The following is a 23921-nucleotide window of genomic DNA, read 5'->3' on the forward strand; positions in this document are numbered from 1 at the left end:
TACAATCAGACAGTGTTTTTTGGATAATAATATAAAATTTTGATGACAAATTAATAATTATATACATACAATATGTTCAGCAAATCGGACGTGTTAGGAGCTGTACAATAAGCCCGGAGTAGCGTAATGACAAAAAACGATACAAAAAATGAGAAAAAACATGACGATACCAGCAAATCCAAAATCTTCTCCGACGTTATCATAGAAAACAACAAGCGACTGTTATACGCGTTCCTTTTCATCATGTGCTTCGCCAACGTGGCCGTTACTGCCATCAAGGCCGCGGGCATAGGTTCGAAATACCTGGAATACGAGCATATCGTCATCGAGCTAATCATCGTCGCCGTGACCCTGACCGCGAGCGTGCTCATATCCAACCGGTTCAAAGGCAAAATAGCTTCCGGCTACATCATGATCACGGGCATCCTTTTCTGCATCACCGTATTCGAATACACTTTTCACGGCGCGAAACAGCTCTTCGCCACACGGTACATCCCCCTGGCCCTGAGCATTTTTTATTTCAACACCCCGGTGACCATCTATACCACTGTGCTGGTATTCATTTCCCAGACCGTAATATTCATCATCAGCCCGGAGCTGCGCCTGCCGCCGCCCTATTCGGACACGGCGGTGCGCTATATCCTGTACGGCATGACGGGCGTCGGCGCCTTCTACGGCTCCCGTGCCACCCGGAGGCTCCTGAACTTCGCCATCTACCAGCATGACGAGGCGAAGAAGAGCCTCACCGGACTCCGCGGCATGGCGGTGGCCGTCACCCAGTCCATGGACATCATGAAAAAAGAGACCGTGGAGCACGACCATATCACCAAGACCATGAACGATATTTCCCAGCACCAGGCCGCGGCCCTCGAGGAGATCACCACGTCCCTGGAGGAGCTGGCGTCGAATTCCAGCACCATCAGCGATATCGCCCGGTCCCTCTACGAGGAGCTGGCCATCACCGTCGATTCGGTGAACGACCTGAAGTCCGTGAACGACAAGGTCCAGGAGAGCTCCCAGGAGATGAACCGGTCGCTGAACGAGGTCACCGAATACTCCGGGGCCACCGCTGACCAGATCAGGCTCACCGAGCAGAAATTCAACACAGTCAAGGTTAAATCGGACGAGATGGCCAGCTTCGTGCAGATCATCAACGACATCGCCGACAAGGTCAACCTCCTCTCCCTCAACGCGGCCATCGAGGCGGCCCGGGCAGGGGATTACGGCAGGGGCTTCGCGGTCGTGGCGGACGAGATATCGAAGCTTGCCGACGCGACGACCCAGAACGCCAAGGAGATCGGCAACATCATCAGCGAGAACCTGAAGCTCATTGACGAGAGCGGCAAGCTCATCATCATGTCCGTGGACACCATGGCCAAGCTCAACGACGCAATCCTGGCCATCAAGGTCGAGGTCACCGAGGTGGGCAACCTCATCTCAGACATCGGCGTCACCATCAAGACGATCAAAAACTTCAGCACCAAGATCCACGAATCGAGCAAGACCATCGAGAATTCGACATCGGAGCAGAAGATCGCCACGGACGAATCGACCAAGACGGCCTTCGATATCGCCCAGAACTCGCAGGAAATCGTCAACATAGCCCTGAAGCTGTCCCGCTCGACCTCGATAATAAACGAGCTGACCGCCGAACTGGACCGCGTTATCGGCGAGATGGTGCAGTAGCTACCTGAATCTCCTCAGCAGCAGCGAGTTCATCACCACCGAGACCGAGCTCATCGCCATGGCGGCGCCCGCTATGACGGGAGAGAGCATCCCCGATGCCGCAAAGGGGATGCCGACGCAGTTGTAAACGAAGGCCCAGAAAAAATTCTGCCTGATCTTCCTGATGGTGCGGCGTGAAAGCCGGATGGCGGTGACGATTCCCCAGAGGTCTCCGCTCATGAGGGTGATGTCCGCCGACTCCATGGCGATGTCCGTTCCGGTGCCGATGGCGATGCCGGTATCGGCCGCGGCCAGGGCCGGCGCGTCGTTGATGCCGTCCCCCACCATGGCCACTGCCCCGGCCCTGCCCTGGAGCTCCCGCACGGCATCGGCCTTGGCAGCGGGGAGCACTCCCGCTATGACACGGCCAGCGTCGATGCCCGCCTGCGCCGCTATGTACTCGGCCGTGCGCCGGTTGTCCCCGGTGACCATGTAGACGTCGATCCCCATCCCCGCAAGGTCCCCGATGGCGCGCCGCGACGAATCCCTGATGGTATCGGACACGGCAACCACGCCGGCGGCGGCTCCGTCGACCGCGATGAGGACCGCGGTCTTCCCCATGCCCTCCAGGCCCGCGATTATATCGCCGCAGCAGGACGTGTCAATGCCGCTCCCGGCGAGGTAGTTCGGCGTGCCCGCCAATAAGTCTTTCCCCTGGAAACGTGCTCTGACCCCCCTTCCCGGCTCGGCTATGAACTCTTCCGGGTCCGGCACTTCCCCTGACTCGAGGGCGCGGCCGTATATGGCCCTGCCCACGGGATGCTCCGATCTCTTTTCCACGATGCCGGCGTAACGCAGTAGGTCCTCTTGTGTCACGGTCCCGGCCGGCACGATATCGGATACCGACAGCACGCCGGTGGTGATGGTCCCGGTCTTGTCCAGCACCACGGCCCTGGTGCGGCAGGCAGCCTCCAGGGCCGGGCCGCTCTTGAAGAGGATACCCAGGTCAGCGCCACGGCCGGTCCCCACCATGACCGCCGTGGGCGTGGCGAGCCCCAGGGCGCAGGGGCAGGCGATCACCAGCACCGCCACGGCGCTCACGATGGCCATCCGCGCGTCCCCCGTGGCGATCATCCATGCCGCAAAGGTCACGGCCGCCACCGCCAGCACCGACGGCACGAATACGGCCGCGACCCGGTCCGCGAAGCGCTGGATCGGCGGCTTTCCCGCCTGGGCCTCCTCCACGGTGCGGATGATCTGGGCAAGGACCGTGTCCCTGCCGACGCGCTCCGCCCGGAAGGTGATGGTCCCGAAGCGGTTGATGGTGGCCCCGGTGACGGCGTCGCCTGGGCCCTTGTCCACGGGAACGCTTTCGCCGGTTATCATGCTCTCGTCCACTGAGGACGCGCCCCCGATGACCTTCCCGTCCACCGGGATCTTCTCCCCAGGCTTTACCACCACCGTGTCCCCCGGGGCGACCTCCGCGGCAGGGACAGCGATCTCCCGCCCGTCCCTCAGGATCACCGCTTCGGCGGGCTGGAGCCCCATCAGCTTCTTGATGGCATCGGAGGTCATCCCCTTGGCGCGGGCCTCGAAGAATTTCCCCAGCAGGACCAGGGTTATGACCACGGCCGAAGCCTCGAAATAGAGGTCCCCCGCCGCGCCCGACACCGCGGCAAGGATGAAGCCGTTGTAGACGCTGTAGAAATAGGCGGCGCTTGTGCCGAGGGCCACCAGGAGGTCCATGCCGGGGCTGCCGCCGCGCAGGCCCAGGTAGGCGTTGCGGTAAAAGCGCCATCCCACGATGAACTGCACCGGCGTCGCCAGGGCCAGCTGCAGCAGGGGGTGATGAAGGATCGGCGCATGGATATCAAGCATCATGAGGATCATGGAAAGGATAAGCGGAGCGCTCAACGCGGCGGAGACAGCCACGAGGGTCCCGAGCTTCCGCATCTCCGCGCGCCGGAGCTCCGCGGCCCGGTCCGGGCGGTCCTCCTCGATCTTCTCCGCGTCGTATCCGGCCCTGCGTATCTCGCCGACTATTTCGTATGACTTGATCCTGAGGGGATCGTAGCGCACGCGGCCCTTCCCGGTGCTCAGGTTCACGGAGGCTTCTATGACACCGTCCTTTTTCCCAAGGGCCTTCTCTATGCGGGCAGCGCAGGCGGCGCAGGACATGCCGGTTATGAGAAGATCGACCGCGGTCTCATCTTTTTCCCCGTCGATTTCCGCGCCGTATCCGGCCTTCTCGACGGCAGCGACGATTTCCTTCTCCCCGACCGCGGCGTCATCGTAGGTTATCCTGGCCGTTTCCAGGGCCAGGTTGACCGTCGCGCCGGTGACGCCCTCTATTTTCTTGAGGGACTTTTCGATCCGGGCGGAGCAGGCGGCACAGGACATGCCGGTTATTCGGAGCTTCTTTTCTGTTTCCATGGCGGCCCCTTTGTTTATCTGAAATACAGGTTATCATTATGTTACCGCTAATCACTGATTGCAACCATCTTACCGGATTGGCCCATAAAAAAGAGGATTGATTTTTTACCGATACCAATAAAAAATATCATCTATCATTACGCTTCAGGGGGATGGATAAAAATGAAAACGATAACGCGATCATTACAGGCAATACTGGTTTTAACCGCACTGTCAGTTACAGTCAGCGCCGCAGATACCAGGGAAAAGCTGTTCCTGGTCATCAATTACTCGGTCCATCACTGCAATATCGATATCGAACTCAATGGCGTGCAAATGACAAAAACCGATAAAAATTCCGCCTACTCAACTACGGGATTCTCCACAGGGGCCGGTCTCTGGATAATGCCGGGTAAAAATACCATATCGCTGCGGGTGCGCCCCATGGAAAAGCCCGCCGACTCCGGTGACAGGCCCTCCGTCGAGATCAGCCTCTCCACGGTTACCGAGGGCCAGATGACCAACGAGGGGAAAAAATTCTTCGAACTAAAGATACCCGAAAAAGACAACGATACCAGGCTGGACAACGTAACAAAGCCCTTTACGGTCACGAAAACCTTCACCCCGGCCTATGCGCCTCCGTCGGAACTCTGGGGCAAGATCAAAACAGTCAAGATCGACGACGCCGCCCGCGCGGAAATAACCAGGCTTGCAAAAGACTATCACGCGGCCCTGAGCAGGAAAGACGCGGACGCGGTCTGGACGATCCTGCAATTCGCCTCGATGGACTCGGCGCGCATCCGCCACCAGCCGGCCGACGAGCTGAAAGCGCAGTTCACCAAGGTCTTCAAGGGAATGATGGCTGACAGGAATTTCAAGCTGCTGCCCCTGGACGCCGGGAAACTCGCCATGAAGCCGGTGGCGGACGGCAAGGTCATCCAGGTCACCGATCAATCGGGCAATGAGCCGATACGGACAAAGGAAACCAGGGACGGCGGCGCCTACACCTTCGGCGTGTTCGCGGGCAATATCGATGGGAAGTGGATAATCGTGCGGTGAGAGCCTCAGCAGCGCCAGGGGAACTGATTCAGCAACCATGAAACATCTAACGACCAGGAGATAGACAATAATGAGAGGAAAAATCAGTTCTGTGATGCTGATCCTTGCATCAACGATTTTCTTTTTAACGCAGCAGGCGCCGGCCCAGACCCAGGCAGACCGCGACAAGGCTCAGGCCAGCTATAAACAGGGCCTGGAGCAGGTCGAGGCCAGCAAATTCCAGGAGGCCTATGATTCCTTTAGAAACGCCTGGCAACTCGATAAGGGAAATTGGGATTACAAATGGCGATTTATGGTTATCTCTTCCTACATGGGCCAGCAGGCGCTCTTTAAAGGGAACCATGCGAAAGCCCTGGAGCTTTTCAATGGTGCTTTGAGTGTAAAGCGTGAAATAACCAAAGAGGAGGATTTTGAGTTTATTACCATAAAAAGGTTTATCGACCTGACTGAGGAGCATCAGAAATATTATCCGGTCAAACCGGAATACACGTACAAAATACAGGTGCTCTACATCATGAATACCGATGTCAAGAATACCTTTGATAAAAAGAACCAGTCCATTACCTGTAAAGGCTCGATCCCGAAAGTACTCCCGGACAACATGGTCCGCTATCACGAGATGCTGAGAATCTATCTCGAGACCCTGAGCCGCGGCCGCCTGAGTATATCCTTTGACACACAAAAGGTGGATGCAACGGTCACGAGGGTGCTGGAATTATATGGTTACAGTCCCGACTTTGACAGCATTCAACCGTCCTTGTCCCCGCTGTACTTCGCGGGACGCAATACCTACGATACGATCCTTTTTTATTGGTACAGCGGAAAGCTGCCGTGTACTATACATGCAACCTGGGATGGAGGTGTAATCCTGGTTCCCTACGCCTGGAGAAGCAGTGCGATGAGGGGTCGAATCGTGTTGCACTCAGGAGAAGGGGGAACGCAGATAGATCATATTTCTAACATAGGCCATCACTGGATAGCCTTTCACGAATATTTTCACCATATCGAGTACCTGTGCGGCAACATCGCGCCCCAGCATGCCCATCTTCCCGAAGAATTCCCGAAGGCGCGGAAAAATTTTCCCCAATGGATACCCGAAACACACAAGTCCGGGGCCACCCTTGAATACAGCTGGTACAAATACCACATCCGGGAAACCGCACCGGCGCGGATGGAACAACTGTCCCGCGAGACCGGCATCAAACCACCATGGCGCAACATGAGCTATGTCAACCGGTTCCCCGACACCACCGACGAGAGGCTGTTCAGGTCTTATAGCGCCATAATGGAGAAAGTCTCCATGCTGGACCGCCAGAAGGCGGCAGACCTGGTTGACGAGGGATTCAGGCTCACGTGGTCTGGCAAAAACAGGGAGGCAGAGGAAAAATTTGAGCAGGCGCTGAAACACAATCCATACCATCACGCGGCATTGGATCAGCTCGGGTGGCTGGCCATTGCCTCCCGCAACAATGACTTTATCCGCGCGGACAGGTATTACACCGAGATGGCCAGGGTGTTCCCTGACCCGAAAAAATGCTTTGGCGCCGGCGCGGTTTTCTTTGAACGAAACCAGCCTGCCCGCGCCATTCCATATTTCAGAATTGCCGCGGGCAGAGCAGATGCCCTGCCCGGATATACAGTGTGGCTGGCGCGGGCCCTGGCCGCGTCAGGCGACGCAAAAGGCGCGTCAGCCGAAACAGCGCGTATATCCGATCATCCGATCATGAAGGCGCCCCTGGCGGTGATAGAGTCGCGCACCCTTGATCTCACTCTTCTCACAACGGGGTCAAGCCCCGATGCGGAAGACTCTATGTGGCTGTCCAAGCTGTGGCGGCCGATACCGGACCGGGCGCGCTGGCGCCTGGTGCCGGCCAGGGACGGCGTCCATGTCCGTATCGTATCCAACCTGCACTGGAGGTGCCTTGACGCTCGCGGCGACAGGATCGTCCTGGACCCGATAAATGAGAATCTGTCGCAGGAGTGGAAAATGGCGACGCTCCCCGACGGTCAGCGTAGGTTCATATCTAAATCCTCCGGCCTCACCCTTGCCATTCTTCCCGCGTCAGGAAAACAGGGTCCAATTCTTTCCCTGCAGAAGGCAGGCGAGAGCAAACACCAGGCATGGGCGGTGGAGACCTTTGATCCCCTGATCGGGATTGCCGATAGCATGGCCCCGGCCTGGTTCGTTTCCGTATCAAGCGGCATGGCGGTGGCCATAAAGGGCGGCGACCGGTCAAACGGCGCGCCGGTCATTCAATGGACGCGGGAGAACGGCGCCCATTTCCAATGGAAGATCATCCCCGTCGGAACAGACGGAAGCCTCATACTCCTGTCGGCCCTGTCCGGGAAGTGCCTTACTGCCATTGAGAAAGACGGGGCTTACTCAATCCAGAGCCGCGAATTGACCCGGAAAGCCGATCAACTGTGGCGCATCGACAGGGGAAAGGATGGAACAATCAGGCTGATACATACAGGATCAGGCCTTGCCCTGCAGCCCGATTTACAAGACAAATATGGCATCACCCTTGGCGTGGTTGAAGACACAGCGCCGCAGTGGTGGAAGATAGAGTATTGATACCGAAGGTGACTCAATGAAAAAAACGATTCCCCTGATTCTTTATATTATGCTCATCCTGACCGTACCAGCCCTTTCTCCAGGAAAAATTTCCGGCGGCGGTCCTTTCGAGCTGTTCCCTGCCCTTGAGGCTCAGGCCGCGGCAAACCTGCCCCAGGGCATGGACGCGGCCAGGGCCCGGGAACTGCTTGGCTCGTGGTACGACGGGGGCAACAGCGAGCTCGTCCGCGGGATGGAGATGGTCCTCGCCGGCGAGGGGGAAACGAACCACGCCCTGGCTCTCCTGCTTCATCTCCTCGACAGAGACTGCTATGAACGCGGTGAAACCATGACGGCCGCCCTGGCGCTTGCGAACAACCACCTCTACGCGCTGGTAACCCCGGCGATCCGCGAGGAGATAAAGAAAGATATCGTTAAACACTACAGGTTCTACCGTAAGATCATTGCGTGGCAGAAAAAGTCACTGGAGCTTCCCTATGATCTGTCCCGGGTTCCCCTCGTCGCCCAGATATACTGGGCGGACCGGAGGGCCTATCCGCCCGAGGACATCACGTACCCGGTTCGCACTCTCTCCGACTACCATGAGTATGTCGACTCGATAGAGACGCTGGAATTTTTCCATAACACCGCAGTCGAGAGGAAGCTTTACCTGGGTGAGTCCGTCACAAAAATAGGGCGTAATGTCGCCCAATTCGTTCATAAAAGCAAAGCAGCTGACGGCCTCAGCCAGCACTTGTACAATCCGGATGAAAAAACAGCCGGGAAAATCATCGGCCGCATGCCGCAAGACCCGGGACCGCGCACCGGCCTCGAATGGTTCCAGCTCCGGTACATGGGAATCCAGCGCAACATATGCGATTTCATCTGGACCAATTACCAAAGACAGCTCCTCGAGCGGACAGGGCACTCGGTGGGCCTGTGCGAAGTCTCATCGCTCATTGAGATGGCCGCCTTCAAGGGGATGGGAATCCCCGCCGGGCTCATGGTCCGCTTTCCGCCCAAGGAACGGCCCTTTCCCGGCCATGTATTTGCCATGTATTACGACCCCTTCCTGAAAAAATGGAAGAATCTCGAGATGATACGCTCATGGGACAAGCCCCTGCTGACCGAGCTCGTAATCCACAAACCGGTCTGGCACCACCGCGTCAAGGACCTCCAGGTCAAGGTCACGGAGAAGGCCCCGGCCAATCGTTTTTTCAAAGTGCTTGATTTCGGCATTCCCAACGGGCTGATTGAAAAAGTGTTCATGACAAACCGCCCGTCATGGAACGATACGCTTTTCAGCCGGGCCATGCTTCCCGACGATCCCAGGGACAGGGACGGCGACGGCATCCCCGATTTCGAGGAAAAAATCCTCGGCACCGACCCGTCACGGCCTGATAGCGCGGGTGACGGCGTATCGGATCTATGGAAACTGAACCACGGCTACGATCCGGGTACTCCCATCACGCAGGGCTCCCTGGATTCCCCCCCCATGGACGGCCTCGGCGGCGCATTCTCCGGTGAAAGGAAAATGACCACCGTCACCGTGAAACGCGCAGTCAGCCCCCGCGAGGACGTGCCGGAGATAAACACCATGTCCGCCGCGCGCCTGGGGGACAATGTCTATGTGCACGTCACCTTTCACAATGATATCCGCAAGTGCAAACGGAAGGACAATTATATATGGTTTGGCATCGAGGGAGGCCGAGGCCGCGTCAAGGGCTTCGACCTTGTGGTTGATGGCAACGGGATCGGCCAGAACAATAACGTCCGGGCACAGGAACCGGACGGCTACCGCGACCTGCGGGGCATTTCCATCACCGACGTGGAGCTCATGGTGCCGGTGCGCTACCTCGATGGGGCCTCTTCGGTTAAGATTGTTTTCTTTACGGCCCTCGAGCGCGGAGAGCTGATACTGCCTGTCAGATAGGGGCCTGAGTCGTAGGCGTGTATGCGGGCAAGATCGACGGGAAGTGGATTATCATACGGTGAGAGCCTGGCCCGCGACGGGGGCCGGCGGGATCACCCCGCCGGCATCCAGATCCGCTATTTATCCGCCCCGACCCAGGGCTCCGGTTTCCCGCTTATGATGAATAGAGAGGGATTGATGGCGCCGCCGCCCAGGCCCATGCAGCCGAGACCGATATAGACCGAGTCATTGAGCTTGCGCAGCTCATCGCGCATGGAATGGACGACCCCGCCGTTATAAAGACTGTAATTCAGCTTGTATGAATTCTTCCCGTCATATTCAGACGGACCGATCGAGGTGGCAATCTTCCTTGTTCGCACAAGGGTCTTCTGCCCGTCCTTTTCAGCCGCGAAAATATTATAGCCTTCGCCCCTTGTCTTGTCCACGGCCCTGAAAGCCTTGCCGGTCCATTTTCCCGGTCCGAAGAAATTGTCCGTGTACGCCTGAACAGCCGGCGCCATGATGCCGCCCGGATGGTTCTGTGCGATATATTCGCCCTGGAGATCGTCGATCCCGGGAGCGGAAACCGCGTAGAAGAGCTGGACGAAATCAGCCTTGGAAAGCTTGAGCAAGTCCTCCACAGTGGCCGTCGCCGGGTCCTTGCCGAGAATGTCCGCCGGGCTCTTGCCCTTGTAGGAGCCGCCCTTCTGTGCGATATTGATGCCCGTGACCGCAAGATTGATCCCTACTATTATGCCAATTGCTATCAACGCTATTTTCAATGTTTTCATCTGTCATTTCTCCGGTGTATTATTTTCTTCCAACAAAATTGTCCATGGCCCGGTCGCCGCCTGACTTGGCCAGGAAAAAATCGAAGAGGCTTGTGGGCAGGAGCTTGAGTATCATGGACCCGCGTATGCTCATGGCTGGCAGCATCACGTAAGGCTTGTCCTTTTTCACGCCCTTCACGATGGCACCGGCTGCCGTTTCGGGTTTCACGAAGGGGCTCAAAACCATGGGCTTGCACCCCTTGAACATGCCCGTGTCTATGAAATAGGGGCACACGCAGGTGATGTGCACATTTTTGTACCCGAATTTTTTCAGCTCCCTCCTGAGGGCCTCGGAAAAACCGACTTCCGCGAACTTGCTCGCCGCGTAGTCCGTGAGAAGGGGCATGCCGAGGAGACCGCTCGAGGACGCCACGTTGACGATGTTTCCGCTGTTCCGCTTCGTCATCTCGCCCAGGAACTCCTTGGTGAAATAGGTATGGCCCCAGTAATTGACGCTCATCGAATGCTCCATCTCGTCCAGGGACATGTCGAGGAAGGCCTTGCCCGCCACGACTCCCGCGTTGTTTACCAGCACGTCGACCTGTCCGAAATCCTTCCGGACCGCCGCGGCTGTTTTCGAAACCTCGGCGCTTTTCGAGATGTCGCACGTATAGGTCCCCGTTTTCACCGACGGCCCCGCCGCCTTCACCTCGGCCTCAACCTTCGCAAGAGAGTCCCTGTTGATGTCGACCATGGCCACGTTGGCCCCTTCGCCGGCGAACTTCATCGACATGAGCCTGCCGATGCCGCTGGCCGCGCCGGTGATCAGCACGTTTTTGCCTTTCAATTGCTTCATGCTCAACTCCTGATTGTTGGATGCAACCATGCATGCATGCGTTGCGGCACATCGGCGCCGGGCGCCTCAATGCCCATGATCGGAGCTTACTCAAAAAGGTATTTTAAAATCGACCGGTGTTATAACTTCGGACTATTAATCGGGGGCCGCCGGAGGGACTGGTTTTCCCGTCGGTACGCCACGGGAGACTTGCCGGTGAAGCGGGTGAAGGCGTCATAAAAGGCCGACTTGGAATTGAATCCCACGGCGAAGGCGATGTTGAGGACCGGCGCGTCGGGCTCGGAAACCAGGAGCTCCCTGGCACGGTCTATTCTGAAGCTGTTGATGAAGCCGTTGAAGTTCGTGTTGAGCTTTTCGTTCAGGAGCTGCGATAGCTGGTGCTGGGTCAGCTCCACGCGGTCCGCGAGGTCCTTGAGGGTGATGTTCTCGTCCAGGAAAAGCTCGTCTTCGACCATCATCCGGTTAAGCTGAAAGACAAGGGCGTCCACGTCGATTCCGCTGAGGCGCCAGCGCCCGCTCCCGCCATAGCGGTTCTGGGCTTGAAGGATCACCAGGTGGATAAGCCGGGGATACCGGAGCCCCGCAAGGTAGGATAGTATGAAAAGCAGCCCGATGGCGCTGATGCCGCCCAGGACCGGCATGATCGATCCCGTGAGATACCCGTAAAAGATGAAGCCGCAGGAGGCCATGATGACCACCGAGGAAACGCCCGTGATGGCCAGCATGACCGACTGGGCCTTATCGCTCCAGAGCGACACGATCTTTATCTTGAGAATCGAGAAGCAGACCGCGCTTTGAACCGCGGCCATGCCGATAAGGACCCGCATCCCCGTTATCTCCGGGCGGGAGGGCCCGCCGCCGAAGATACCTTTCAGGACATCGGACCGTGTCCCTGACGGGAGGAGCATGAAATAGATATCGCCCGCGGCGGCGATACATGCGGGAATGAAGAAAATGAAGCGCCGCCGGGGCAGCGATTCCGGCGGAAAAATGACAAGGTAATATGCGAAATAGGCGGCCGGTACAATGGCGTTGATCAGCGTCATGTGAAATGACAGCAGCGCGGGGTATGCGGCCGCCATGCCGTTGGCGATGAAGCTGATCTGGAACATGAGGAGACTCAGCATAAACAGGAGCGCCGAGAGGTTGATGTTCTCGATGCGCTGTGAAGGGATGATGGCGTGTATCATCGAATAGAGCAGCGCCACGCTTCCGGAGAAGAAGAGGAAGCCGACGAAAATGGTCTCCATAAAAGATGCTTCCATGGCGTTCTGGATTCCTGGTGTGCGAAAGACCTCTATATTCGCAATAATCCCCGCCCATTTTTTTGTCAACGCGGAAAATTGCATGACCCCGGTCCATGGCCCAGACAAAAATCCCTTCCGGGGGCACAAGGAAAAGGCGCGGTTTAATCCGCGCCTTTATGAGTAACCAACAATTGCTACTTTCCTTCGGCTCTTCTCTCTTTATTGGAGAAAAACCGGGGGCGGGGTCACTTCGCGTTGATCCACTTCATCATCTTGCGAAGGTCCGCGCCCACCTTCTCGATGAGGTGGTTCTTCTGCGCTTCCTTGATTTTATTGAACTCGGGTCGTCCCTTCTCGTTCTCGGCGATCCACTTTTTCGCAAAAGTGCCGTCCTGGATCTCCTTGAGGATCTTCTTCATCTCCTTCCGGGTATCCTTGTTGATGATGCGGGGCCCGCTCATGTAATCGCCGTACTCGGCCGTGTCGGAGACCGAGTAGCGCATGTAGTTGATCCCGCCCTGGTAGAAGAGGTCCACGATGAGCTTGAGCTCGTGGAGGCACTCGAAGTAGGCGATCTCGGGCTGGTACCCGGCCTCGACCAGGGTGTCGAACCCGGCCTTGACCAGCTCCGAGGCGCCGCCGCACAGGACCGACTGCTCGCCGAAGAGGTCCGTCTCGGTCTCTTCCTTGAATGTCGTCTCGAGGACGCCGGCGCGGGTCGCGCCAAGCCCCTTGGCGTAGGCAAGGGACTGCTGCTTCGCCGTGCCGGACGCGTCGTTGTGGATGGCTATCAGGCAGGGAACGCCGCCGCCCTTCTCGTACTCGCTCCTGACCAGGTGGCCGGGGCCCTTCGGCGCCACCATGATCACGTCGATCTCCTTCGGCGGCACGATCTGCCCGAAGTGGATGTTGAAGCCGTGGGAGAAGACCAGGGTCTTCCCCGCCTTCATGAAGGGCTCCACGTCGGCCTTGTAGAGCTTCGCCTGCACGTGGTCCTGGGCCAGTATCTGGATCAGGTCAGCCTTCTCCGCCGCTTCCCTCGCCGTCATCGGTTTGAAGTTGTGCGACTCCGCCAACCGATAGTTATCGGTGCCGGGCAGCTCCGCGACGATCACGTTAAGGCCGCTGTCCCGGAGGTTCTGGGCCTGGGCGTGTCCCTGGCTCCCGTACCCGACGATGGCTATCGTTTTATTCTTTAATACGCCGAGGTCGGCGTCGTTGTCATAATACATCTTTGCCATGATGAACTCCTTGTTGACCCCCCTGTCCCCCTGAGGGGGCATGGGTCAATTTATAATATTTTTATTACTAATTCAACCTCACCCGCGCTCCGCGCACCCTCTCCCATTAAACTCGGAAAAAAGGAGAGGGTTTCCGAGAAACGATATTCTATCCGCTCCCCCTCTCCTTTTTTCAATTCTTAATGGGAAAGGGGGCCGGGGGGTGAGGTCAGATAATAGCCTACTCCTTCAACAGCGACACCCGTCCGGTGCGCATCAGCTCCCTGATGCCGTAGGGCTTCAACAGCTCGATAAAATTATGGATCTGGACCGGATCGCCCTTCACGCCCAGGGTGATGGTCTTCGGCGAGATATCGGCGATATCCGCTTTGAAGATCTCGCCCAGCTGGTAGATCTCGGGTCGCTTGTTCGGCGGGGCGTTCACCTTCACCAGGACCAGCTCACGCTCCACCGTGGGAAGATCCGTATGGTCGCTCACCTTGATGACGTCGATCAGCTTGTTCAGCTGCTTCTTGACCTGCTCGATGACCCGGTCGTCGCCGCGCGTCACGATGGTCATGACCGATACGTCCTCCTGCTCAGTGGCGCTCACCGCCAGGGAATCGATGTTGTATCCGCGCGCGGAGAAAAGGCCGGCCACGCGGGCCAGGACGCCGAAGCGGTTCTCCACCTTGACCGATATCACGTATTGCTTCATGGTTTCATCGTTTGGCGCTGTCATGGCTTACGCGAGCATCTCCCTCATGATGATCTCCTTGAACGACTGCCCCGCCGGCACCATCGGGTAGACGTTCTCCTCGCGGGAAACGACAAAATCCATGATGATGGGGCGGTCGGTGATGGACAGGGCCCTCTGCAGGGCCGGTGCCACCTCCTCGTAGGTCCTGATCCGCATTCCCTCGGCGCCATAGGCCTCGGCAAGCTTTACAAAATCAGGCGCGAAATCGATGCAGGTGTGGCTGTAGCGTTTATCGAAGAAAAGCTGCTGCCACTGGCGCACCATGCCGAGGAAACCGTTGTTGAGGATGGCGATGATGACCGGCAGCCGGTGCTGCACCGCGACGATCAGCTCCTGGATGTTCATCTGTATCGAGCCGTCGCCGGCGATGTCGATGACGCGCTTGTCGGGCCGCGCCAGCTGAGCGCCGATGGCGGCGGGGAAGCCGTATCCCATGGTGCCCAGGCCGCCGGAGGAAATGAAGGTCCTCGGCTGGGTGTACTTGTAGAACTGCGCGGCCCACATCTGGTTCTGCCCCACCTCGGTGCAGATGATGGCGTCGCCCTTTGTCTGGCGGTAGATCTCCTCGACAACGAACTGCGGCTTGATCCGGTCATCGCCGTTCCGCTCATAGGTCAGCGGGTGCTCGCGCTTCAGCCTGTCGATCTCCGCGAGCCACTCGTCGATCTTCGGGGCCTTGACCTGCTCGATCATGGCGGCGAGGACCTGCCTGCAGTCGCCCACGATGGGAACGTCAACCGCCACTGTCTTGCTGACCGACGCCGGATCGATGTCGATGTGTATGACCTTCGCGTTTGGAATGAAGTCCGAGATCTTCCCGGTGACGCGGTCGTCGAAGCGGGCGCCCACGGCGATCAGGAGGTCGGACTCGTTCACCGCGTGGTTGGCGTAATAGGTGCCGTGCATGCCCAGCATCTCCAGGGCGAGGCGGTCGGTCTCCGGATAGACCCCGAGGCCCAGGAGCGTCGTGGTGATCGGGATCTGTGTCTTTTTGACGAACTCCCGGAGCTCCTTCGAGGCATTGGATATCACCACGCCCCCGCCGGCGTAGATCACGGGCCGCTTCGCGCTCTCGATGAGCTGGCACGCCTTCCTGATCTGGTTCGGATGGCCCTCGTACACAGGCTTGTAGCTCCGTATATGCACGCTCTCCGGATAGGCGAACTTGTGCTCCCCCTTGGAGATGTCGACCGGGACGTCGATAAGGACAGGCCCGGGCCTGCCCGTTGATGCTATGTAGAAAGCTTCCTTAATAACGCGCGCAAGGTCCTTGATGTCCTGGACCAGGTAATTATGCTTGGTTATGGGACGGGTGATGCCGGTACTGTCGACTTCCTGGAAGGCATCGTTGCCGATCTGCTGCCTGGTCACCTGGCCGGTGAACACCACCAGGGGGACCGAGTCAAGGTGCGCCGTTGCGATGCCGGTCACGCAGTTGGTCGCGCCGGGGCCGGAGGTGGCGATGACGACGCCGACCTTGCCGGAGGCCCGCGCGTACCCGTCGGCCGCGTGCACCGCCCCCTGCTCATGCCTGGTCAGAATGAACTTGAAGGGCGCGTTGTGCAGGGCGTGGAATATCGGAATGACCACGCCGCCCGGATAGCCGAACATGCACTCGACATTCTCCTTTTTCAGGCATTCAACGATGATGTCCGCGCCTTTTATCTTCACGAAGAAACTCCCATGGTTACGATAAGTCTACTATAATAAAGAAAGTGTTTAACATATTGTCCGATGCCGAAATTTGTCAATTTTTTTTCTAGAAAAGCAATTACCAGGGTCAGCGCTCCGTTTTTTGGCAGCCAGTAAAAAATTTCTTGAAATTAATCAAATCGGCGGTAGCATACCGCCCGTGCATATGACAGGGATAGAGCGCGTCCATGCTTGATAAAATCATAGATGAAGTCATAAAAAAAATAACGGCCTATAACGCGAAAGGCAACCAGGATTCGATCCCCCATTCGGATAACTTCGAAAAGGAGATCCAATCCCTTCTCGGCATAGACCAGCCGGAGCTCCTGAGGATCATACGGATACTCAAGGATTCCCATAAGATATTTTCGATCGAGATCATAAAGGAGGACCCCGAAAACGACGTTAAGCGCATCGACGGATACGTCGAGGCCGACCTCCAGACGATCCGCAAGCTGAAGAATTTTTTCCAGAAATTCCTCATGGACGAATACGAAAAGCAGTTCAACAAGCGTTTGCTGTTCCACCAGATAGTGAAGGACATGTATTCCAGGCCGCAATTCTACAAGAACACCCTGATCGGCCAGATCGGCAACAAGGCCATCATGCTCGACGAATACGAGGGCTACATCGAGCGCAACTTCAACGAGTTCACCGACGCGTGGAAGGCGGGCAAGCTGAAGGAGCTCCTGCTGATGAACGAAAACAAGCTCCTCAACGACCCGGCCCCTTCCTCCGGAGGCAAGAACCTGAAAGGCGGCGGGGCGTCAAGCCAGCGGGCCGTGGACTCGGCCCAGTATCAGAAATACTCCAATGACAAATCGAAACAGTCCCTTTCAAAGGTGCTGCAGATATACGGCGTTGAATTCTTTTTCCGGATCAATTTAAGGAAGTACAATTTCGACCTGCTGACGCAGATCGTCGAAAGCGGTGAAATAGACCGGCGGTCCGACCTGACCCTCCTGAGGGACATGATCCAGAACATGAAGGAGAATATCGGGCGCGACCCGAAGCTCGGGGAGTACACGGACAAGATCTACCGCCTCGAGAGGATCATCTCACGGCAGATGCTTTATAGTCATTGACTTAATGCCCTCACCCGCCCCTCCCCTCGACGACGCTCGGGACAAGCCGGGGCACACTAAGCGACAGGATGTCGCGCATGCAGCATCGTACACGGATGTACTAGATGCTGCCTCCCATTAAGCTTGGTAAAAAGGAGAGGGTTTCTGTTTGAATTGAATATTCATCAGATGTTTCCCCTCTCCTTTCTTCAATTTGTAATGGGAGAGGGGATCAAAGGGGTGAGGGGTATTCTACATCCCCTCACTTCTTACCGCACGGGGCCTTTCCGTCCATGTATTCCTTGAACGGGACCTTGTTCAGGTAGCACTCATCCTTGATATAGCTCAGCAGCGGTAGCATCATATCCTTATTGATAAAGCCGGGGATCTTGGTTATCAGGTTTCCGTCACGGTCCAGGAACACCAGGGTGGGAAGGCCCTGGACGCCGAGCATCATGGCGAATTCCTGCTTGGTGAGGGTATGGTTTTTGTACTTGATGGTCTCCCCGGGATTCCTGTCGGTGTGAAGGCGCACGCAGATATAATTATCGCCGAGCTTGGCCGCGACCTCCCGGTCAGCGAAGACCTCGACCTCCATCTTCCTGCACCAGCCGCACCAGTCCGCGTAAAAATCCATGATGACCGGCTTCCCCTTGGCCGAGGCGAGCTTCAACCCTTCGTTGAAATCATGCCAGGTGACGGCTGCGCCGCCCGAAACCGGAGCCGCCTTGACGCTGTTTTCCTGCTCCGATGATTTCGAGCACGACGCGAAGATCCAGAATATGGCCATTGAGACAACGAGTATGGTAATTTTTTTCATTATGCGCTCCACTATAGTAAGGAATCAGAGTGACTCATCCTCTCTCTTTATGAAAAGGAAACCGCTCTCCTGATACAACCCTCTTTAAAAGCAATGATAAAAAATGCAATTTAATAATGCTATTTTGTATTTTTTATTCCACAGCCCTCCGGCTATGGACAATCGCCTCTTGTTCCCTGCCGCTTGATCAGCAGATCATTAAATATTATTCAGTTTTTTATAATATACTGAATTTCTTTATAATCGTCAACTCCGGTCCTTCATTAATAATTTGTTATTGACCAGGCCGCGGGATACTGATGTTCCTACTGGCACAGGATGACACCATGAGCGGACCAATCGGCATCATCATAGCAACCACAATGGAAGCCAAGCCCTTCATAGAGGGCCTTGGCCTTAGCCTCATAGAGAAAAAACCCGCGCCGATCTACGGCGCCGGTCCGGTCGTCCTCGCCGTCTCCGGCATAGGCAAGACCTGCGCGGCCATCGCCGCCACGGATCTCATCGACCGCTACCACCTCCGGAAGATCCTCAACCTCGGAGCGGCCGGTTCAACGGGAGGGAAATACCGGGTCGGCGATATTCTCCATGTCGACGCGGTATACGAGCTTGACCGTCCCATCAACGATTCCGGCTCTCCGGCGGAGCACCGGGCCGATACGCTGGAGGGCTTCGCCGTCGCCTCCCTGGCGACGCAGGACCGTCCCGTTCTCACGGACGAAGACCGCGCCGCGGCCGGGAAATACGCGGATCTTGTCGACATGGAAGGAGCCGCCGTGGTCCAGGCCTGCCGCGCCCTGGACGCTTCCGTGCATCTTTACAAGATAGTCACAGATACCCCCGGCTGCAGCGTCCGGAGCATAATCAAGAACATCATGCATACCAGGGATTCGCTCTTCGAGTTCTGCAGGGACCGTGTGATGCCGCTCTTATAGTAGATCCCCCTAAATCCCCCGGAGGGGGACTTCCCGAAGAATGCATTTGCACAGATACGCCTTCAGCGTATATCCGCCCAAGGCACAGGTTGGATGTTCACCCGGAAATATCTTTTATTAAAAAAAGAATTTCTCCATCTCGTCCGGGATTCCGGCGCTGCCGTTTATCAGAGTGACCTCTATCCAGACCACGCTGCCCAGGCAGTACTGATAATAATACTCGTAATTGACCGTGGTCCCAAGTATCCTCCCCTGCACCATCAGGAGCTTTTCCTTCTCATCGAAGTAATAGATATCACCGCTTTCGCCGGAGCCCCCCTGCTCGCAGAAATAGTTTTTCAGGACACGGAGCCGGCCCCTGTCGTCATAGCCCGCCTCCCAGTAGGAGAATGAATCACGGCAGTTCCCGGTCCTGCCGCTGATATAAGCGGCGTCCTTCTCGTCGGAGAGGGACACGCCCAACAGCACCGGCACGCGCAGCTGCGGGTACAGGGACCCGGACTTCTTCTTCCACCACTTCCTCATCTCTTCCTCGGCTGAAGCCGGGACCCGCTCCTTTACCCCGGCGGCCATGAAGTAGCGCTTTGTTTTTACGGCGGTGCCGGCGATCCTGTTTTTCAGCTCGCCCACCTTCTTTTTTTCCGCGGCCAGGATCGCGTTCACGTTCCGCTGGTCTATCTTCGTCAGCATCGAGTATGAAAAATTCCTGTCCGGTCTGTACCACCCCACGGATAGGAAGTGCCTGTTCAGGGCGCCGCTTTTAAAAACGTAGCCGTACCGGGCGAAGACCGCGTTCCGCGCGAGGATGAGGTCTTCGATGGAGCTGCCGGACCATGACGCCGGATCGACGGCCTGGTTCTTTTCCAGGTAAAGGGTCTTACCGGAAACGAATGCGGCGATGACGAGAATGATAAGGGCTGTTAATCTATACATGGAAAAATCTCCTGCAGGGTGGAGCGTTTACTCTCAGGCATCATGGGCCATCCGTACCATCAAAACGCATTAAAGGCAAGTAGAATATGAGATGAATAAAGGCCAAATATGTATAACGCCACCTGCCGCCGTATTCGTGGAACTGTCAATAAAATTCTTGACATGATACAGCTTTTAAAAATTTTAGTGACACATCATGGAAAAGATAAAAAACGAAATAAAATTACGGCGTACATTCGCCATTATATCACACCCTGACGCGGGCAAAACCACGTTAACCGAAAAACTGCTTCTTTATGGCGGGGCAATCGAACTCGCGGGATCAGTGACGGCGAAAAAACAGCAAAAAGATACATCTTCTGACTGGATGGAACTGGAGAAAAAAAGAGGGATTTCGATATCTTCTACGGTATTGCAATTCACCTACCGGGGATTCAAGCTGAACCTGCTTGATACTCCCGGGCATAAAGATTTTTCGGAAGACACATACCGCGTCCTAATGGCGGTTGACGCGGTAGTAATGGTGATAGATGCCGGCAAGGGTATCGAAAGCCAGACCATCAAACTTTTTGAAACCTGCAGAAAACGCCGTATCCCGGTTTTCACTTTTATAAATAAAATGGACCGTCCTGCCCTGCCGCCCCTTGAATTGCTGGACCAGATCGAAAAAGTCCTCGATATTCACGCGTATCCGGTGTGCTGGCCCCTGGAAAGCGGCAGTTCTTTCAAGGGGGTATACGATAGGATCGATAACACGGTGCACCTTTACGAGAAAGTCCCCGGCGGCGTCTACCTGGCGCCGGTTTCAGTCCTTGGCATCACGGACCCCGTAGTGAAGAACGCTTTAAACGAATCTTCCTATAAAGAAATTGCAGAAGAGATTGAACTGCTTGATGCTGCGCACGGAAAACTCGAAACCAGCAAAGTGGACAACGGTGAAACAACGCCTGTTTTTTTCGGAAGCGCGGCCAACAATTTCGGAATAGAACTTTTCCTGAACCGGTTCCTTGATTATTCAGGAGAACCGCTGCCGAGAAAAGCCGGCGACCGTGACGTTTCCATCGAGGGCCCCGCGTTTTCAGCCTTTGTATTCAAGATACAGACCAACATGAACCCCCAGCACAGGGACAGAATGGTTTTCGCCAGGGTCTGCTCCGGAAAATTTTGCAGGGACATGACCGCGTATAATTCCAGAAACGGGAAAAACGTAAGAATATCGAATGCGCATAACATATTCGGAAGAGAACGGGAAACCGCCAACGAGGCATACGCCGGAGACATCATCGGTTTTATCACTAATGCTGATTTTCAGATCGGTGACACCATCAGTTCCGATCCGGCTTTGTGCTTCAACGAAATTCCCCGCTTTGCGCCTGAATGCTTTGCCTATGTTCATAATACATCGATATCCAGCTATAAGTCTTTCCGGAAGGGACTTGACCACCTGCTGGCTGAAGATATCGTTCAAACGTTTTACCCGAAAAACGCCTCTTCCAATCTTCCCCTTCTGGGAGCCGTGGGACCGCTTCAATTTGATGTGCTGCAATACAGGCTCAGGGATGAATACGGCGTGGAAACAAGACTTGAAATGAAAGAATGGACCGCTTTGCGCTGGCTGGATACTATTACTGGAGATGACTTTTCACAATTGTATCTCCCGCATGGCTGTCATTATGGAAAAGACAACAGCGGAAGGCCCGTATTGTTCTTTCCGAATTCCTGGACAATGCAGTATTTTGCAGAGAAAAACCCTTCGGTCAGCATATACGACACCCTGGCATCTTAGAATCTTCTTTTATCATTGCGCCATACTGTGACGATTTATCGATTCGATGCACTCAGAGATGCGTATAATGCCGTTTTAGCAATGCCCGGGGACCGCATTTTAATTAATTGCCCTGCCGGGGTATAAAAATACTTGCATTTAGCGACATAAAAAAATATTAATACCCCATTATTTATCTTGCAAACCGACGACAATCCTTATTATCTGCCGGCTCGATATCAATAGAAGGACAGACCTATGGCCATTACCAACGACGACCTCAAGCTGATTGCGACATCCATACGCACGCTCTCCATGGACGCGGTGCAGAAGGCCAATTCCGGCCACCCGGGCATGCCCATGGGGTGCGCCGATATCGCCGCTGTCCTCTGGACCAAGTTCCTGAAGCATGACCCGGCAGACCCGGCATGGCAAAACCGTGACCGCTTCGTCCTGTCGGCCGGCCACGGGTCCATGCTCCTCTACTCCATGCTGCACATGAGCGGGTATGACCTCACCCTGGACGACATACGGAATTTCCGCCAGCTTCACAGCAAGACCCCGGGGCACCCGGAGAACAGGGTTACTGCCGGGGTGGAGACCACCACGGGCCCCCTGGGCCAGGGCTTCGCCAACGGCATCGGCATGGCCGTTGCCAGGGACCTCCTCGCGGCCGAATTCAACAGCGACGGGAACACCCTGGTCGACCATTACATCTACGCCATCGTGAGCGACGGCGACCTGATGGAGGGGATTTCCTCAGAGGCCGCGTCCCTCGCCGGCCACTGGGGCCTGGGAAAGCTGATCTACATCTACGATTCCAACGACATCTCCATCGAGGGCCCCACGGACCTGGCCTACTCCGAGGACGCCGCGAAGCGCTTCGCGGCCTATGGCTGGCACGTGCAGAAGATCGACGGCCACGATTACGGACAGATAGAGAAGGCGATAAAAAAGGCCCAGAAGAACCTGGACCGGCCCTCACTCATAATCGCGAAGACCAGGATCGCAAAGGGAAGCCCCAAGCTCGAAGGATCCGAGGAATCCCACGGCGCGCCCCTGGGTGTCGACGAGGTGGCGGCGACGAAACAGAACATCGGCTGCGCCCCGGGCGATTCCTTCTGCGTGCCCCAGCGGGCGTACGATATCTTCGGCGAGCGGAAGAGAAAGATGAAAAGGGCCCACAACGCGTGGAAGAAGCAGTTCAAGACCTCCGTCACCGGCGAAAAGCTCGCACGGTGGAAAACCTTCTTTACCGCTCCCGATATAGATGCTCTCAGGAAAAAACTGCCCGCCTTTGATCCCGCCAAGGCGGTGGCAACACGCAGCGCCAGCGGCAAGATCCTGGAGGCCCTGTTCAGGGAGCTGCCGAACCTGGCCGGAGGCTCCGCCGACCTCGGACCCAGCAACAAGTCCTTCGTGAAGGGCTTCAGCGAATCGGGCAAAGGTAAAACCGGGCGCAACATCCACTTCGGGATCCGCGAGCACGCCATGGGATCGATCCAGAACGGCATGGCTTACTACGGCGGCGTCATCCCCTACACCGCCACGTTCCTGGCCTTTCTCGACTACATGCGGCCGTCGGTGCGGCTTGCGGCCCTGGCCAAACTTCACACGATATATGTTTACACCCATGACTCGCTCTTCGTCGGCGAGGACGGACCCACGCACCAGCCGGTGGAGCATGTGGCCTCGGCCCGGGCGATTCCGAACCTGACCGTGATACGGCCCGCCGATGCAGAGGAGACAAAGGAGGCCTGGCTTGCCGCCATAGGGCGAACGGAGGGGCCCACCATGCTCTCCCTCACGCGCCAGGACCTGCCGGTGATCGCGCGGGAGCAGGGCCGCGGCGCGGAAAACCTTCACCGCGGCGCCTACATCGTAAAGGAGCCGTCAGGCAAGCCGGACATCGTCATCCTCGCCTCCGGATCGGAAGTGCACATCTCCATCGCGGCCGCGGAGGCCCTGGAATCACAGGGCATAAAGGCGCGGGTCCTATCCTTCCCCAGCTGGGAGCTTTTCGACCGCCAGCCACAATCGTACCGGATGGAGGTCCTCTCCCACGGAACGCCTAAGGCGGTCGTTGAAGCCGGCATCCGCATGGGATGGGAGAAATACGCCGGGCCCCATGCCCTCTATATCACCATGGACCGCTTCGGCGAGTCAGCCCCTGCCAAGGTGCTGGCGGAACAGTACGGCTTCACAAAGGAAAATATAGTAAAGAAGGTCACGGAATTCATGAAGAATGGAGCATAAC

General features: G+C 56.6%; 17 protein-coding genes. 8 read left to right on the forward strand and 9 right to left on the reverse strand.

Annotation, left to right across the window (positions count from 1 at the left end):
• Positions 1-126: 126 nt before the first annotated feature.
• The gene (locus KA369_05055) at positions 127-1686 is read left to right on the forward strand and encodes a chemotaxis protein (GenBank protein MBP7735324.1); all 1560 of its coding nucleotides are present in this window, start codon (positions 127-129) and stop codon (positions 1684-1686) included.
• On the opposite strand, the gene KA369_05060 is transcribed toward KA369_05055, so the two are convergent.
• Positions 1687-4098, reverse strand: coding sequence for a copper-translocating P-type ATPase (locus tag KA369_05060; protein MBP7735325.1), 2412 nt, complete (start codon positions 4096-4098; stop codon positions 1687-1689).
• Positions 4099-4260: 162 nt separating this feature from the next.
• Between KA369_05060 and KA369_05065 the strand changes: the two genes are divergently transcribed.
• The 3 genes from KA369_05065 to KA369_05075 all read left to right on the forward strand — a co-directional run bounded on the left by KA369_05065 (position 4261) and on the right by KA369_05075 (position 9623).
• Positions 4261-5136: a hypothetical protein gene (locus KA369_05065; protein MBP7735326.1), complete on the forward strand. Its 876-nt coding sequence runs from the start codon at positions 4261-4263 to the stop codon at positions 5134-5136.
• Between the two features lie 70 nt (positions 5137-5206).
• Positions 5207-7711, forward strand: coding sequence for an RICIN domain-containing protein (locus tag KA369_05070; GenBank protein MBP7735327.1), 2505 nt, complete (start codon positions 5207-5209; stop codon positions 7709-7711).
• Between the two features lie 16 nt (positions 7712-7727).
• Positions 7728-9623 (forward strand): hypothetical protein, encoded by a 1896-nt coding sequence (locus KA369_05075; GenBank protein ID MBP7735328.1) that lies wholly within the window; start codon positions 7728-7730, stop codon positions 9621-9623.
• Between the two features lie 116 nt (positions 9624-9739).
• On the opposite strand, the gene KA369_05080 is transcribed toward KA369_05075, so the two are convergent.
• From KA369_05080 to ilvB, 6 genes are all read right to left on the reverse strand, one after another.
• Positions 9740-10393: a hypothetical protein gene (locus tag KA369_05080; GenBank protein ID MBP7735329.1), complete on the reverse strand. Its 654-nt coding sequence runs from the start codon at positions 10391-10393 to the stop codon at positions 9740-9742.
• Between the two features lie 19 nt (positions 10394-10412).
• The gene (locus tag KA369_05085) at positions 10413-11228 is read right to left on the reverse strand and encodes an SDR family oxidoreductase (protein ID MBP7735330.1); all 816 of its coding nucleotides are present in this window, start codon (positions 11226-11228) and stop codon (positions 10413-10415) included.
• 119 nt (positions 11229-11347) lie between these two features.
• Positions 11348-12493: an AraC family transcriptional regulator gene (locus KA369_05090; protein MBP7735331.1), complete on the reverse strand. Its 1146-nt coding sequence runs from the start codon at positions 12491-12493 to the stop codon at positions 11348-11350.
• Between the two features lie 227 nt (positions 12494-12720).
• Positions 12721-13716, reverse strand: coding sequence for a ketol-acid reductoisomerase (ilvC, locus tag KA369_05095; protein ID MBP7735332.1), 996 nt, complete (start codon positions 13714-13716; stop codon positions 12721-12723).
• Positions 13717-13936: 220 nt separating this feature from the next.
• A complete protein-coding gene (gene ilvN, locus KA369_05100) occupies positions 13937-14413 on the reverse strand; it encodes an acetolactate synthase small subunit (protein ID MBP7735333.1) in 477 nt (158 codons plus the stop codon).
• 27 nt (positions 14414-14440) lie between these two features.
• Positions 14441-16126 carry a biosynthetic-type acetolactate synthase large subunit gene (gene ilvB / locus KA369_05105; protein ID MBP7735334.1) on the reverse strand — a complete coding sequence of 562 codons (1686 nt, stop codon included), beginning with the start codon at positions 16124-16126 and terminating at the stop codon, positions 14441-14443.
• A gap of 209 nt (positions 16127-16335) precedes the next feature.
• Between ilvB and KA369_05110 the strand changes: the two genes are divergently transcribed.
• A complete protein-coding gene (locus KA369_05110) occupies positions 16336-17232 on the forward strand; it encodes a hypothetical protein (GenBank protein ID MBP7735335.1) in 897 nt (298 codons plus the stop codon).
• A 241-nt stretch (positions 17233-17473) separates the two neighbouring features.
• Here the strand turns inward: KA369_05110 and KA369_05115 are convergent, their stop codons facing one another.
• Positions 17474-18031 carry a thioredoxin fold domain-containing protein gene (locus tag KA369_05115; GenBank protein ID MBP7735336.1) on the reverse strand — a complete coding sequence of 186 codons (558 nt, stop codon included), beginning with the start codon at positions 18029-18031 and terminating at the stop codon, positions 17474-17476.
• Positions 18032-18357: 326 nt separating this feature from the next.
• On the opposite strand from KA369_05115, the gene KA369_05120 reads away from it, so the two are divergent.
• On the forward strand, positions 18358-18966 hold the full coding sequence (locus tag KA369_05120; protein MBP7735337.1) for a hypothetical protein: 609 nt from the start codon (positions 18358-18360) through the stop codon (positions 18964-18966).
• A 117-nt stretch (positions 18967-19083) separates the two neighbouring features.
• Here KA369_05120 and KA369_05125 read toward each other — a convergent pair whose 3' ends face one another.
• On the reverse strand, positions 19084-19899 hold the full coding sequence (locus KA369_05125; GenBank protein ID MBP7735338.1) for a YARHG domain-containing protein: 816 nt from the start codon (positions 19897-19899) through the stop codon (positions 19084-19086).
• A gap of 196 nt (positions 19900-20095) precedes the next feature.
• Here KA369_05125 and KA369_05130 point away from each other — a divergent pair, with 196 nt between their 5' ends.
• Together KA369_05130 and tkt are read left to right on the forward strand one after the other, a co-directional pair.
• Positions 20096-21685 carry a peptide chain release factor 3 gene (locus KA369_05130; protein MBP7735339.1) on the forward strand — a complete coding sequence of 530 codons (1590 nt, stop codon included), beginning with the start codon at positions 20096-20098 and terminating at the stop codon, positions 21683-21685.
• A 237-nt stretch (positions 21686-21922) separates the two neighbouring features.
• A complete protein-coding gene (tkt, locus tag KA369_05135) occupies positions 21923-23920 on the forward strand; it encodes a transketolase (protein MBP7735340.1) in 1998 nt (665 codons plus the stop codon).
• Position 23921 lies beyond the last annotated feature (1 nt).

This window comes from Spirochaetota bacterium (genome assembly GCA_017999915.1).
GTDB lineage: Bacteria > Spirochaetota > UBA4802 > UBA4802 > UBA5550 > RBG-16-49-21.

Coding starts and splice junctions, on each gene's coding strand:
- KA369_05070 (MBP7735327.1), top strand. CDS start 5,207: ATGAGAGGAAAAATCAGTTCTGTGATGCTGATCCTTGCATCAACGATT.
- KA369_05060 (MBP7735325.1), bottom strand. CDS start 4,098: ATGGAAACAGAAAAGAAGCTCCGAATAACCGGCATGTCCTGTGCCGCC.
- KA369_05065 (MBP7735326.1), top strand. CDS start 4,261: ATGAAAACGATAACGCGATCATTACAGGCAATACTGGTTTTAACCGCA.
- tkt (MBP7735340.1), top strand. CDS start 21,923: ATGGCCATTACCAACGACGACCTCAAGCTGATTGCGACATCCATACGC.
- KA369_05055 (MBP7735324.1), top strand. CDS start 127: ATGACAAAAAACGATACAAAAAATGAGAAAAAACATGACGATACCAGC.
- KA369_05075 (MBP7735328.1), top strand. CDS start 7,728: ATGAAAAAAACGATTCCCCTGATTCTTTATATTATGCTCATCCTGACC.
- KA369_05080 (MBP7735329.1), bottom strand. CDS start 10,393: ATGAAAACATTGAAAATAGCGTTGATAGCAATTGGCATAATAGTAGGG.
- KA369_05130 (MBP7735339.1), top strand. CDS start 20,096: ATGGAAAAGATAAAAAACGAAATAAAATTACGGCGTACATTCGCCATT.
- KA369_05125 (MBP7735338.1), bottom strand. CDS start 19,899: ATGTATAGATTAACAGCCCTTATCATTCTCGTCATCGCCGCATTCGTT.
- ilvC (MBP7735332.1), bottom strand. CDS start 13,716: ATGGCAAAGATGTATTATGACAACGACGCCGACCTCGGCGTATTAAAG.
- KA369_05090 (MBP7735331.1), bottom strand. CDS start 12,493: ATGGAAGCATCTTTTATGGAGACCATTTTCGTCGGCTTCCTCTTCTTC.
- KA369_05120 (MBP7735337.1), top strand. CDS start 18,358: ATGAGCGGACCAATCGGCATCATCATAGCAACCACAATGGAAGCCAAG.
- KA369_05110 (MBP7735335.1), top strand. CDS start 16,336: ATGCTTGATAAAATCATAGATGAAGTCATAAAAAAAATAACGGCCTAT.
- ilvN (MBP7735333.1), bottom strand. CDS start 14,413: ATGAAGCAATACGTGATATCGGTCAAGGTGGAGAACCGCTTCGGCGTC.
- KA369_05115 (MBP7735336.1), bottom strand. CDS start 18,031: ATGAAAAAAATTACCATACTCGTTGTCTCAATGGCCATATTCTGGATC.
- KA369_05085 (MBP7735330.1), bottom strand. CDS start 11,228: ATGAAGCAATTGAAAGGCAAAAACGTGCTGATCACCGGCGCGGCCAGC.